General features: G+C 46.8%; 11 protein-coding genes. 2 read left to right on the top strand and 9 right to left on the bottom strand.

The window, feature by feature from the left end; all coding sequences use genetic code 11:
* Positions 1-86: 86 nt before the first annotated feature.
* From RA156_RS16510 to wecB, 5 genes are all read right to left on the bottom strand, one after another.
* Complete coding sequence (locus tag RA156_RS16510) at positions 87-1,265, bottom strand: acyl-CoA dehydrogenase family protein (protein ID WP_306641722.1); 1,179 nt, start codon at positions 1,263-1,265, stop codon at positions 87-89.
* A 262-nt stretch (positions 1,266-1,527) separates the two neighbouring features.
* Positions 1,528-1,986: a ribonuclease HI gene (rnhA, locus tag RA156_RS16505; protein ID WP_306641721.1), complete on the bottom strand. Its 459-nt coding sequence runs from the start codon at positions 1,984-1,986 to the stop codon at positions 1,528-1,530.
* Positions 1,986-2,564 (bottom strand): MarC family protein, encoded by a 579-nt coding sequence (locus RA156_RS16500; protein WP_306641719.1) that lies wholly within the window; start codon positions 2,562-2,564, stop codon positions 1,986-1,988. The genes rnhA and RA156_RS16500 overlap by 1 nt, the downstream gene beginning before the upstream one ends.
* 2 nt (positions 2,565-2,566) lie before the next feature.
* Positions 2,567-3,133, bottom strand: coding sequence for a phosphoribosylglycinamide formyltransferase (gene purN / locus RA156_RS16495; protein ID WP_306641717.1), 567 nt, complete (start codon positions 3,131-3,133; stop codon positions 2,567-2,569).
* 68 nt (positions 3,134-3,201) lie between these two features.
* Positions 3,202-4,281 carry a non-hydrolyzing UDP-N-acetylglucosamine 2-epimerase gene (wecB, locus tag RA156_RS16490; RefSeq protein WP_306641715.1) on the bottom strand — a complete coding sequence of 360 codons (1,080 nt, stop codon included), beginning with the start codon at positions 4,279-4,281 and terminating at the stop codon, positions 3,202-3,204.
* A 53-nt stretch (positions 4,282-4,334) separates the two neighbouring features.
* On the opposite strand from wecB, the gene RA156_RS16485 reads away from it, so the two are divergent.
* The gene (locus RA156_RS16485) at positions 4,335-4,634 is read left to right on the top strand and encodes a T9SS type A sorting domain-containing protein (RefSeq protein WP_306641713.1); all 300 of its coding nucleotides are present in this window, start codon (positions 4,335-4,337) and stop codon (positions 4,632-4,634) included.
* On the opposite strand, the gene RA156_RS16480 is transcribed toward RA156_RS16485, so the two are convergent.
* From RA156_RS16480 to RA156_RS16470, 3 genes are read right to left on the bottom strand one after another with little or no spacing between them, the layout of a single operon-like run.
* On the bottom strand, positions 4,635-6,794 hold the full coding sequence (locus RA156_RS16480; RefSeq protein ID WP_306641712.1) for a PAS domain-containing hybrid sensor histidine kinase/response regulator: 2,160 nt from the start codon (positions 6,792-6,794) through the stop codon (positions 4,635-4,637). It abuts the gene before it with no gap.
* A 45-nt stretch (positions 6,795-6,839) separates the two neighbouring features.
* Entirely contained in the window at positions 6,840-7,955 is a 1,116-nt protein-coding gene (locus tag RA156_RS16475) for an FIST signal transduction protein (protein ID WP_306641711.1), read from the bottom strand.
* A gap of 28 nt (positions 7,956-7,983) precedes the next feature.
* Entirely contained in the window at positions 7,984-9,327 is a 1,344-nt protein-coding gene (locus RA156_RS16470) for a sigma-54-dependent transcriptional regulator (RefSeq protein WP_306641709.1), read from the bottom strand.
* Between the two features lie 215 nt (positions 9,328-9,542).
* Between RA156_RS16470 and RA156_RS16465 the strand changes: the two genes are divergently transcribed.
* Positions 9,543-9,689: a hypothetical protein gene (locus tag RA156_RS16465; RefSeq protein WP_306641707.1), complete on the top strand. Its 147-nt coding sequence runs from the start codon at positions 9,543-9,545 to the stop codon at positions 9,687-9,689.
* Positions 9,690-9,767: 78 nt separating this feature from the next.
* Here the strand turns inward: RA156_RS16465 and RA156_RS16460 are convergent, their stop codons facing one another.
* Positions 9,768-13,676: a glycosyltransferase family 117 protein gene (locus tag RA156_RS16460; RefSeq protein ID WP_306641705.1), complete on the bottom strand. Its 3,909-nt coding sequence runs from the start codon at positions 13,674-13,676 to the stop codon at positions 9,768-9,770.
* Between the last annotated feature and the right edge of the window lie 98 nt (positions 13,677-13,774).

Here is a 13,774-nt window from a genome sequence, read left to right as displayed (position 1 = left end):
CACAAAAAAAAGGGTGCTCCAATACGAAGCACCCGTCGAATTCCATCTTAAAAAACGCCTTAAGCCTTAAGCCCTAGGCCCTACGCCTATTTAAATGCGTTTTCCCCCGTAATATCCATCCCCGTAATCAACAGGTGGATATCGTGAGTTCCTTCGTATGTGATTACTGATTCTAGGTTCATCATGTGGCGCATGATTGGGTATTCGTTGATGATACCCATACCACCGAGAATCTGGCGTGCTTCACGTGCGATGTTGATCGCCATGTCTACGTTGTTACGCTTTGCCATTGAGATCTGTGCTGATGTTGCACGTCCTTCGTTACGAAGTTGACCTAGGCGGTGAGTGAACAACTGTGCTTTGGTGATCTCAGTGATCATCTCAGCTAGTTTCTTCTGCTGTAGTTGGAAACCTGCGATTGGACGATCGAACTGCTTGCGCTCTTTCGCGTAGCGAAGTGCGATATCGTAGCAGTCTAGTGCTGCTCCGATGGCACCCCAAGCGATACCGTAACGTGCAGAATCAAGACAGCTCAATGGAGCTCCTAGTCCGCTGCGACCTGGCATCAAGTTTTCTTTTGGCACCTTCACATCTTCGAAGATGAGCTCGCCTGTATCAGATGCACGTAGGCTCCACTTACCAGTCATTGTTGGTGTAGAGAAACCTTCCATTCCACGCTCCACGATCAATCCGTGGATACGTCCTGATTCGTCCTTAGCCCATACTACGGCTAGGTCAGCGAATGGTGCGTTGGAGATCCACATCTTTGCTCCGTTTAGCAAGTAGTGGTCACCCATATCTTTAAAGTTCGTGGTCATCCCTCCTGGGTTTGACCCGTGGTCTGGCTCTGTCAAACCGAAACACCCTACAAGTTCTCCAGATGCAAGACCTGGAAGGAACTTCTGTCGTTGCTCTTCCGTTCCGTACTTCCAAATTGGGTACATCACCAATGAACTCTGTACCGACGATGTCGAACGCAGTCCAGAATCACAGCGCTCCAACTCTTGCATGATCAATCCGTAAGAGATTTGATCGAGTCCTGCGCCTCCGTATTCTGTTGGGATATAAGGTCCGAATCCGCCGATCTCTGCGATTCCTTTGATCAGATGGCGTGGGAATTTCCCGTCTTCGAACGCTTTTTCAATGATCGGACTTACTTCCTTCTTCACCCATGCACGTGCTGTGTCACGGATTAACTTATGCTCTTCAGTGAGCAAATCGTCCATTAGGTAGTAGTCGTGTCCTTGGTATTGGTCGGTTCTCATAATCCTAAATTTCGGGGGCAAAAGTACGGAATAGTAATCAGCAACGCAGAAGATTGTTCGAAATAAGGAGTGCGGAACGCGGATTGCGGAATGCGGTGCGTGGAACGTGGAACGTGGAACGTGGAACGTGGAACGTGGAACGTGGAACGTGGAACGTGGAACGTGGAACGAAACTAAACTATAGCCCTATTCACTACTTCGAAATAATTATTTACTAATTACTATTCCATCCCGTCCACCGTCTACCGACAACAGTCCACCATTATCTAGCAATCGCCTCGTACCCTTCATCTACCAACAACGGTCCGGTTTGGTAGGCTGAGACCGCAAGTTCGTCGGCGCGCTCATTCATGGGGTCTCCTGCGTGGCCTTTGACCCAGTTGAAACGGACATTGTGTTTCCGGTAGGAGATGAGGAAGCGCTTCCAGAGGTCCGAGTTCTTTTTGTCTTTGTAGTTCTTCTTTTCCCAGTTGAAGACCCAACCTTTTGACACCGCGTCTACCACGTATTTACTGTCTGAGTAGATGACGACCGAAAGCCCATCGCGCTTGAGTGTTTCAAGCACCATGATGACGGCGAGCAGCTCCATGCGGTTGTTGGTTGTCAGGCGAAAGCCTTCACTGAGTTCCTTTCGGTGTTTCCCCCACATGAGGATGGCTCCATACCCACCAGGACCTGGATTTCCACTTGCGCCGCCGTCGGTATAAGCCACTACTTCCATTAAAAGAGCATTTTCGCGTTAGATGAGAACAGTTTGATCGCAATCGCCAAGAGGATAATTCCGAAGGCTTTTCGGAGCACAGCAATTCCCGCGTCTCCTAAGGCTCTTCCGATTCGATCGGTCAATTTTAGCACAAAGAAAACGATGAGCATGTTGGCGATAATAGCCAATCCAATCTCCAATTGAGAGAATTCCGACCGGAGCGAGATGATCGTCGTCATAGTACCGGCTCCCGCAATCAATGGAAAGGCAATTGGGACAATGGTTGCCGTCTTATGCGCTGTTTCATCTTGTTTGAAGAACTCGACTCCAAGCACCATTTCTAAGGCTAGGAAGAACAAGACAAATGAACCCGCCACGGCAAATGAATTGACATCAATCCCGAGGAAGGTGATCAGCTTTTCTCCTATAAACAGGAAGGCAATCATGATACCCAGTGCTACAAGAGAAGCTCGCAGCTCGTTAATATCACCTGCTTTTTTCTTTACATCCAAGATCACCGGAATGGATCCGATGATATCGATAACCGCGAACAAAACCATGGTCACCGAGAAGAAGTTCGTCCAAGTAAATTCCATAATCACGCTTTACATAAGGCTTCCACAATTTGAGGGTAGAAGCGGTGTTCTAATCGCAATACTTTTTTCGCTATCGCGGAAGCGTCATCGCCTTCGTTGATAGCTGTTTTTGCCTGAAACAACAGCTTGCCTTCGTCGTAATTCTCATTCACCAAATGAATCGTCATTCCCGATTCTTTTTCTCCGGCTGCTTTCACTGCTTCATGCACATTCATTCCATACATTCCTTTGCCTCCGTAATTAGGGAGCAGTGCGGGATGAATGTTTACAATGCGGTCTGGAAATGCCCTAAGTAGATTGTCAGGAATTTTCATTAAAAACCCTGCAAGCACTACCAAATCTATGTTTTGGCTCGTTAAAAAAGAGGCAATCTCACCTTCTTCAAGAGCTGAACGATTGAAACTCATCGATGGAATCCCACCCGTTTCCGCGATAGCGTGAACACCCGCAGACTTACGATTCGACAGTACATGAACGACCTCTGCCACTTGACTACCTTTCAAGTGATCAATGATTCGAGCGGCGTTACTTCCTCCACCGGAAGCGAATATGGCAATGCGTTTTTTCATAGAATTCAATGCAAAGCTAGTGCGTTCAGGGAGCTCCTGAATCGCGTCCACAAAAAAGATTCCGACAATTACAGTGAATGAATAATCTCGAGCGCTCTGCGGGTGGCTTGACCATCCCACATTGGTGGCACTTCTCCTGATTTGAAAGTTCCGGCCTCAATTGACTTTACATGACCCATTACCTCATCAATCTCCGCAAGGACATTGGTACCTAGGTCAATAGTGATTGGCCTTTCGGTATTTGGCCTGAGCGTAATACAAGGAAGTTGTCTGAAGGTGGTCTCCTCTTGAATGCCGCCGCTATCAGTGAGCACCCATTTGGCACATTTGATCAATTTCTGGAATTCGAAATAGCCAATGGGTTCGATCAGGTGAATGTCTTTTAAGCCCTCAAATGATGACCACAAACCAAAGTCTTCCATGCGCTTTTTCGTTCGCGGATGAAGCGGCAAAACAATCGAACGGAATTGGCTAATCTCAGTGAGTAGTTGCAGCAATGATCTCAAGCCGGCTTCGTTGTCAACCAATGCCGGACGATGAAAGGTCATTAAAGCGTAGCGTTCCGCCGTTAGGCTTAAATCATCAAGAATAGAAGAAGCATCAATCTCATCTTCGAATGCCACCATGGTATCAATCATCGTGTTACCCACCATATGAATGGCGGCTTCTGATTTGCCTTCAGCTAACAAATGCTTGGTACCGCTGGCCTCAGTTACGAAGAAGTGATCAGTGATTTCATCAGTTAGAATGCGATTGATTTCTTCTGGCATTCCTCTATCGAGGGAACGCAGTCCACTTTCGAGGTGGGCGATCGGAAAACCTGCCTTCTGAGCGGCTAAGGCACCAGCCAATGTGGAGTTCACATCTCCTACCACCATGACTAATTCAGGTTGTAGCTCTTCAAAGAAATTCGCCAAGGCAACGATATTCTCGCCCAACTGCTGTGAAGGGCGACGTTCATTGAGCGACAATACGTGATCAGGTCGCAAACCGAATTGATCGAAGAAAACCGTAGCCATGTTGTGGTCATAATGCTGACCTGTATGCACGATAGAGACGTCGATACCCAATTCAGTACCGACCTTCTTCATTTGCGTCACCTTGATGAAGTTAGGACGCGTTCCAATTACAATGGCGATCTTCTTCACGGTGCGAAAGTAGTCAATGGGAACTCTTTTACGCGGGTTCCGTATAACGAAACATGCGTAAACTCATTTTCACCAGTCTGTTTTTGCTTTCTATCCCAGTGATTGGATTGAGTCAAGATGCATCATTGAATGCGATGATCTCTCCGAATCCTGCTCGAAACTATTGTGAAATCAGCACTTCTGTGCCGGTAGAACTGCGTGTCTTAGACATGCAAGGAAAGGTACTTATTGAAATGGGAAAAGCACGTCATCAAGACGTGGATCTTACCATGATTCCAGAAGGAATCTACTTTGTACATCTTATCGGTGAGAACCAGGTGCAGACCTTGCGTTTGGTTCGTTCTGAGAAGTAATTACTCTTTTGGAATTCGCTCCAAGAGTTCCTTGTAACGATTCAACAACTCTTTTCCTTGAAGCTCTAACATCTCGTAACGCTCGTGATTTACGGCATGTTCAACGTGCGCTAGAGCTTTCGCAAGATTGGAAGCACCTACAATATTGAGCGTTGGGCGCACTGAATGTGCGAGTTCAGCGAGTTTTTCCCAATCTTCAGCCTCGATGGCTTGGCCAATTTTTTCTTCGTGCGACTTCAAATTGTCATTCACTACTTCAAGGAAAGGTGCAAAATCACCGTTCATTTGTTCACGTAGTTTTGACAACCCAGACTCTTGATCAATCTCGACCAAATCTTCATTAGAAATCGCGTGGCGTATGGTCTGATTGAGTGCTTCTGGAGCAAAAGGTTTTGAAAGATAGCCGCTCATTCCAGCATCAAGGCATCGCTGGCGTTCACCGGCAAGGGCATTGGCAGTAAGCGCAATAATTGGCACCATTTGACGGAGTTCTTCGCGAATCAGCTTGGTAGCCGACATACCATCACATTCAGGCATTTGAAGGTCCATCAAAACCACATCAAAGAAGTCATTCTTCAGTGCGTCAACCGCTTCGAAACCATTGACAGCTTCAGTGAGCACCACACCCCATCTCTTCAGAATGGTGCGAGCCAGGAATCTATTCATTTCGTTGTCTTCAACGAGCAAAACACGCACTCCATCCAATTGCTCTATCGTTGCTGTCGCCACTTTCTTGACCTCATTTCCAATTTCGAGTGGAATTTCAAACCAGAAATTCGACCCTTTTCCTTTCTCTGAATCAACGCCGATTTCACCTCCGAATAGATCAACCAATTGACGACAGATGGAAAGACCGAGTCCGGTACCTCCGTATTTACGCGTCACGGTATCATCTTCCTGCGTGAAATCTTCGAAAATTGACCCGAGTTTGTCTTTGGCGATACCTACTCCGGTATCAATCACTTCAACTCGAAGTCGTTCTTTAGACGGTTCGGTGATCTTGATGGTCACACCTCCGTCTTCAGTGAATTTGATGGCATTTCCAGCGAGGTTAGTAATCACCTGAGCTAAACGCACATCATCTCCCACACGCCATTGGTTGATGGCAGGGTCAATATCCGCTTTGATATAGATGTCTTTCACCGTAGCCGTCTGTTCGAGTGCCTTTACGGTGTCATTGACAGTCTTATTCAAATCGAAACGCACTGATTCCAGAACGAACTTACCAGAGTTCAGTTTCGAGACATCGAGTACGTCGTTAATGATCACCAGAAGGTTCTTAGCTGAAGTCACGATCGCTTCTTGGTACTTGCGTTCCTCAATATTCAAGGAAGCTTCACCAAGGAGGCCAGCCATACCCATAATGGCATTCATCGGGGTACGAATCTCGTGACTGATATTCGCCAGGAACTGATCTCGGGCTACAAGTGCAGCTTCAGCATCTTCGCGGGCGGTGATGAGGGCTTCTTCCATCTGCTTACGCTCTGAAATATCAAAGTGTAGGCCAATAGAACCCGTGACTTCACCTTCCGCAGAAACAATTGGCGCTGCAGAGATAATCACCCAGATTTCCTTGCCGTCTTTCCGAACAAGTTTCGCTTCGTAGGCGCCTGCCACCCCTTCTTTCCGGTTTGACATCTGCTCTTGGAACTTCTCTTGCTCATCTTTCGGAACGAATAGCTCAAAGGCACTTTGACCTAAGAGTTCATCTGCTTCATATCCGATCATTTCAACGAACTGGTCATATACCTTGGTAATGTGACCTTCGTTGTCAGTTTCAATCATACCGAGGGAGAGGTTTTCAATGATTCCTCGGTACTTATGTTCACTCAGGGCAATCTGCTGCTCCGCAATTTTACGTCTACTGATCTCAGCACGCAGTACGTCGATTACGCTCAATACATCTTCGCTGTCGAGGTCTTCATTACCCCCGCTCAGATCTTTGATGGAGAACTTCAATGCATCCAACACCAGCTGTGCCTGCGCAGTTTGTTTACGCAGCTCGCTGTTGATCTCAGTCAATTCACGAGAACTGACCTCGGTCGCGTGTTGAAGCAAAGAATAGTTCTCTTCAAAGTGCGCGTACGAGCTTTCCACCACATCAAGGAAAGGCAGCAGGTCGTGCGGAACGTTCTCCAACGACCCGAAATGCTTCCTCAATTGACGAGAAAGTAATCGGCTATATTGTCCCTTATTGACGATCAATTATTCTTCTCTATACGTCGTGATTGTCATCGTCTGGTTGTGCAGAGAACACTCTACTTTACCATTAACTGGAGTAATCTCTCCATTGCTGTAGAATCCTGAGTAACGTGGTTTCTCTCCGAAGAAATCGCATACTGCTTCCACTTCGTCTTCTACACGCTGACCAAGCACCATTTTACGTCCTACACAGCTAATCATTAGCACGAAATCAGGGCTTTCACCATCAATCGATTGTAGTCCGAATTGTGCTGCCTTTTCGGCTCCTTCTACCAATCGGTCGAAGTTGGCCATCATGAAGCGAGCTTCTTTTCCTTCAGGAATGTCTCCCGCAAAGGTCATCGTTCCTGTTTCATCGTCGATACTCAGAATCGTACGCACCAGAGTGACATCTCCTTCCACATAAATGTTCAATGGGAATAGAAGCGCTGCTCCTGGGAGGTCTTTCGCCTTATCCCCAAGGTAGTCTTTGTAGATCTCCAATGCTGGCTTTCCGTCAAGTTCATGGAGCACGTTACCTTCTGACTTGGTAATGCGACGAATAGGACCGAATTCGTCCCAACCACCCATCGAACCGTGTCCGATCTTGATGCTGCTTCCATAGAAACCGATCACCACAACATTTCCTGATTCAGGAGTGCCGTTTAGACCAACGAAAGTCTTTGTGAATCGACCTGCATCTGCTGCAAGACCGCCAGTCACAAGCACACCTTCAGGAAGGCTACCGTTCAAACCAGCTACCAGCTGATCACCGTTTACCTTCGAACCGTCAGAAATCACCAATACGTGACGCAAGTCAGTCGTATCAAACTGTTCTCCGAGTTTTTGTCCGAGATCGCGGCTGTCAGGAGCAACATCAACCGGCAGCATGTGCGCTACGATCTCCGTGTTGTCAAACTGAAGGAGGTTTGCGATGATGGTTTCATCGTTTACTTCATCGTTGTCAATTTCTCCCGCAGTGGAAGCCATTACGATGTTTGCCTCTGGGAAATTAGAGCGAAGGTGCTCATAATGAGCGTTTTCGAACACTACATCAATCCCTCCGAAGGCTAAGACCAGCTGTGGATTTGGAGCTGATCCGTCTGGGGTCGTCCATCCTCCGGATGCCGACCATCTCATTTGAGAAACATTCATAGTAATTGGTTTTTCAGAGCTCCTCGTTCTTCAGCATTCGATAAATCGTGGATTTACCGATATCTAGCTTCCGAGCAACGAGCAAAACGTTGTTGTCGTATTTGTCTAAAAAGTGCTTGATAATACTCGTGGTGTACTCTCTCAAGGAACGCTCTTCGGAAAGTAATCCGGAGATTCCTCGGGTAGAGGTGAATGTGATATCGTCAGATTCAATGACTCCATTGCTCGACATCACCGCAGCCAGCTCCATCAATGCCTTCAACTCACGAACGTTCCCAGGGAAGGGATACTTCAATAACTTCTGACGTGCTTCTTCTGTGATCTCTACATTACCTAATCCGTTGTCTTTGCTGAATGCATCCACAAAGAATCGGGCAAGCATGAGAATATCATTTCCTCGCTCTCGGAGCGGAGGAAGGATGATTGGGAGACCTAATAAACGGTAGTAGAGGTCTTCCCTGAAATTTCCATTTTCAACCTCTTCAGAGAGGTTTTTGTGTGTTGCAACGACCAAGCGAACATTCACTTTTTTCGTTGCGTTCCCACCAATTCGAGTAATCTCTTTTTCTTGGATCGCGCGCAGTAGTTTACTCTGCATTGCTGGATCCATCTCACCAATCTCATCAAGGAAGAGTGTTCCACCATCGGCTTCTTCAAACTTTCCTTTACGCGCAGTTTCAGCACCGGTGAAGGCACCTTTCTCGTAACCAAAGAGTTCACTTTCGATCAACTCTGAAGGAATGGCCGCTACGTTAACCGCAACAAATGGCTTCTTCTTTCGGGTTGAATTGTAGTGGATTCCCTTGGCAACAACTTCTTTACCTGTACCTGTTTCTCCATTGATGGAAACGGTAATGTTGGTATTCACCGCTTTCTCCATCAGCTTCTTCACTTTCTGGATAGGCTGGCTCGTACCAATAAGGTTGGCAAAATCATAACGCGCACCGATCTCCTCTCGAAGTCCTTCAAGCTCGGCTTGTAGATCTTTCTTCTCGCGGATATTCTTTACAACGTTCCAAAGACGATCTTTTGCGTCGTCATCTTTCACGATGTAATCATAAGCCCCTTCACGAAGGAGGTTCACGGCTGTCGAGACATCCTCCTGACCAGAGATCACTACCACAGGAATTTCTGCATCAAACTGCTTGATTTGACGCAGTACTTCAATACCGGTCATGTCATCAAGAGAGTAATCAAGAGTCACCAACGACGGGCGTTTGTGCAGATTCTTGATACAGTCTTTACCTGAAGTGAACTTCTCTACGTTGTATTCTGGATTCAGCTTGAGCAAATACTCCAGAACTTCCCCGTACCAGAGGTCGTCTTCGACAATAAATATGTTGAATGGTTGTGCCATTAGTTGTCTTCCTTTGGGAATACAGTCTCAAATGTACACGCATGATTTAAGGCGTGGGTAAGAACGTGTCCCCTATAGAATGTCAGATTAGCCCTACGATGTAATAATGTTAGCAAGGCTTAATCTACATCAAAATCACCAACCGTTGAAACGCCAGTGCAACCATTTGATACAAGTGTAAGTCTTACCTATGAAACACTTCAACTTCAGGACTTATGAATCAAAACAGCCAATACCAAGAGCATGGTAAGGATCGCGATCCTTACGATTTCAGTGGTCCGTTGTGGGAGAAGTATCACAAAGAGGTGCGAAGTAGAGCTCGCTTTCCTCGTGGATACAAGGAAGTAACTATTTACAGCTAACAACCCACACGACCGCTTTACACCAAACGTATAGAGCATTTAAGAACAAAAAAGCCGGCTATAGCCGGCTTTCTTAGTTTAGAAACTTACCGTTCCTAAGTCTTTCAATTCTTGTTCTTTTCGGTCGATGGCTTTTTCGATTTCACCGAGTCTTTCCGAAAGCTCTATGCTCAATGGGTCGTCTGGATGCTCTCGTTCCATTTCGCTGAGAATTCGTGCATTCACTTGATAGAGAATGCTCAAATCTTCGGTTACCTGGTCGAAGTAACGTCCGTCTAGACTCAAGAAGTATTCAATCTCACTTTCGAAGACAGTGAATAGTCGATCACTCAACTCCGTAGCCAATTCTTTGGCTTGAGCGCGCTCTTCAGCTGATAGGTTCGACTGACGCAACGAATCTGGCTCTCCAGATAGGTTGATCAACGCCTCAGCTACCGGAAGAAGTACGCGGTCATATTCTACGTTCTTTTCTGGCGTTACTGTCAGAAGCTTGTTCAATACGTTCAACGCACGATCATCTTCAGAACGAATCATCAACTCTTCCGCCAAGTTTGTCAACTGAAGGCGAAGGTTAGTGGTCATACGACGGTTGTTCTCATCCATGTAGATGCCCGTTGTATCATCCATATTACCCCATTGGAATTCGTTCATTACGAGGTCGTACATCTTGTCTGCAGCGAATCCACCAAGAACGTTCGGGTTTTGGCTCTTCGGATATTTGATTGGAACCAAACGGTAAGCCAACCCTTCTAGTCTGAAGTAGTCTTGTAGACCTACGTATGAGTCAGGACCAGTAGTTACCGCGAAGTAAATTGGACGCTTCCAATCGTTGTTGCGGATCAACTCCATCACCATATAGTGGTTCTTCAAGATGTATGGCTTTGGGCGTCCGCGCTGGTCAGTAATGGTCCATTCGATAGCGTCTACAATTTTGTCTGCTTCATCTTTCCCAACAACACCTTCATCTACAACCGTCGCTGAATCTACTTCCATACGGAAGCTGTGTGATGGGAGATAATTGTAGCCTCTTCCTTCACCGTAATCAACCATTTTGCTGTCATCAAGCGACGTGCGCATTGCGCTTTCCAAATCAACGTATGGGTTTGCAGGGTTCGCTGGATCTTCCAAGAGTACGATATCACGGGTACCTTGACGGTACTTCTCTTCTTCCATGTAGATCTGAACTGGATCAGACTTGTATGCCTTACGCTTCATTTGGTCAACATACCAATCGGTATTCAGAAGGCTCAAGTTGACGATACGAACATCCGTTCGGTAACCTTCCACCTCTTGAACATACCAAAGTGGGAAGGTATCGTTATCTCCATTGGTAAAGATGATGGCATTTTCCTCTAAGGAATCGAGGTAATTCTTCGCAAAATCGACTCCTGTCTCACGTTTGGCACGCGAGTGATCATCCCATCCATCAGCAGCCATCACTAGCGGTACGATCAAACATAAGACTGCCGGAACAGCCGCCCTGACGACATTGCTGGTCGCAATGGTTTGGAGCAGCATTGATATTGCCAGCAAGGCAACAGCGATTCCGCTCATGTAGAGCACGCAGTAAGAGAATGCGTTATCGCCACCAGAGATGTTTTCGATGGTGTAAAATACCAAGCCTGCACCGATCGACATTCCTGCTACTACACCAAGGTCTTTCCACTTCATCTCGCGAGCAGCCCAGTACAATCCGTATACTCCCATACCTATCCACATCGCGAAGGCATAGAAGGAACCTACGTAGGCGTAGTCACGCTCACGTGGTTGCAATGGGTACTGGTTCAAGTAGATCACAATCGCCAATCCTGTCATCAGGAATAGAAGCGCCACAACCAAGAACTCTCGAGGAGATCTCACCAATTGGAAAATCAATCCAATCAAACCGAGGATTAATGGGAACAAGAAGAACTTGTTCAAACCTTTGTTGTTCTGCGCATTGATTGGCAGATTATCTCGGTTTCCGATGCGTTGCTCGTCGATGAAATCGAGTCCTGTCAACCAGTTACCATCAAGGAATGAACCATGACCTTGGTTGTCATTTTGCTTCCCAGCGAAGTTCCACATGAAGTAACGCCAGTACATCCAGTTTACTTGATAATCCATGAAGAATCGCCAGTTTTCACTGAAGCTTGGTGTGAGCTCACCGTACATTCTATCCAACTGAGAACGGATCTGCAATGCACGCGTGTAATCATCTTGATTGCCCGTTGCATTCGCGCGCATGATTGACATACGCTCTTCCTGTTCTAGGCGGCGTTTCGTTTCCTCCATACGCTCCACATAGGTACGTCCTACGGTCACGTTTTCAGAAAGAATATCAACGACGTACATCGATACCGCTTGAAGCATACGCTCATCATCAAGCACTGCTAGCTGATCAAACTCTCTTGTTTGATCGTTGTAGATCAAAAGTTCGTTCGCTGCGCGGACCTGAACGATGTCGTTTGCTTTCAGTTTGTAGGTACCGAAGAGTCTCGTCAAGGTGCGTTGCAGATTTCGCTGATCCATTCCAGCACCTAGGATGTCTTTTTCAATGTGGTAAGCGAACTCCTCACGGCTCATACGGTAGTCTTCTACCAGCGGTGATTCGTAAACGCGTTCTACATTCCAGTCTTTGTAGTTACTCCATTGTTTGTACTCACGTTCGTGGTTCGCTTGCGAACTATACATACGTGGGAAAATCGTTGTGAAACGGCTATCGTAATTCGGGATACTCCCTTTCTTCTCACCACTATCAACGTATTCCTCTACGATGAAGAACTTGCCTTGATTTTCGGCTATAAACTTTTCTGCTTCGTACTCCCAACGGAATGATTTCACTCGTTGTTCGCGTGTACCTCGCTGCTCTTTTACCGAGTAGCTCTTTACCCAAGTCGCATTTCCATCGCTGTATGGATCTTCCTGATCTGTAGGCGTATTCCAGTACTGACCAGAAGCTAGTGGACGATCACCATATTGCTCACGGTTGAGGTAAGACAGCAGCGTGAAGAGGTTTTCTGGGTTGTTCTCATCCATCGGTGGATTGGCCGATGAACGGATAACGATCATTGCGAAGGTAGAGTACCCAATCAGTACGACTAGGATACTCAGTGCACCTACGTTCACTGCTCGCCAGTTCTTCTTGTGTGAGAACCAAATCAATGCTCCGATAACTCCAAGAACAAGCAGGGCATACACGATGACTCCGGTGTTGAAGCCCATGCCTAGATCATTCACGAAGAAGAGTTCAAACTTCGCCGCCAACTTGATGAATCCTTGGACGATTCCGTATTGGACGAAACCAAGGATGGCAATGGAAATAGCTCCTGTTAGGAGGATTCCAACTAGGTTCGGCTTGTAGCGTTTGAAGTAGTATACATAGGCTATCGCCGGAATCGCAAGAAGGTTCAAGAGGTGGACCCCGATGGATAGTCCCATGAGGTAGGCAATCAAGATGATCCAACGCAGTTCTCCTCCGCGGTCAGCGAGGCTTTCCCATTTCAGAATGGCCCAGAAGACGACGGCTGTAAAGAGCGACGACATGGCGTAAACCTCACCTTCTACGGCACTAAACCAGAAGGAATCACTGAAGGTATAAGCCAGCGCACCCACGGCTCCCGAAGCCATGATAGCGATGGTTTTTCCGCTATCTAGTTCACCTGATCTGCTCGCAATTTTGCGTGCAAAGTGGGTGATACTCCAGAACAAGAAGAGGATGGTGAATGATGAACACAAGGCGCTCATCACGTTAATCGTTGTTGCGGCATACTCTGATGGCACGAACATCGAGAAGAAGCGTGCGACCATCATGAAGAACGGTGCACCCGGCGGGTGACCTACTTCAAGTTTGTATGCAGATGCGATGAACTCTCCACAATCCCAGAAGCTGGAAGTTGGTTCAATCGTTGAAAGGTAGGTGAGCGTGGCTATCAGCCATATTCCCCACCCAGTGTAGTTGTTGATCTTGGTATACGTCATGCTTGGCGTAATGGTGCTCGTTGGCAATGGGCGAATTTAGTAATAAGAAACCAGCCTACCCACCCCGAATTCCTAATGCATGTGAATGGAATTCAGTGAATTGTTAAGATGCCCTAAATACAAGC

This window comes from Sanyastnella coralliicola, from assembly GCF_030845195.1.
In the GTDB taxonomy this organism is placed as follows: Bacteria; Bacteroidota; Bacteroidia; order Flavobacteriales_D; family Sanyastnellaceae; genus Sanyastnella; species Sanyastnella coralliicola.
The sequence above is the reverse complement of the archived record's forward strand: the minus strand, read 5'-3'. Positions and strand labels throughout refer to the sequence as shown.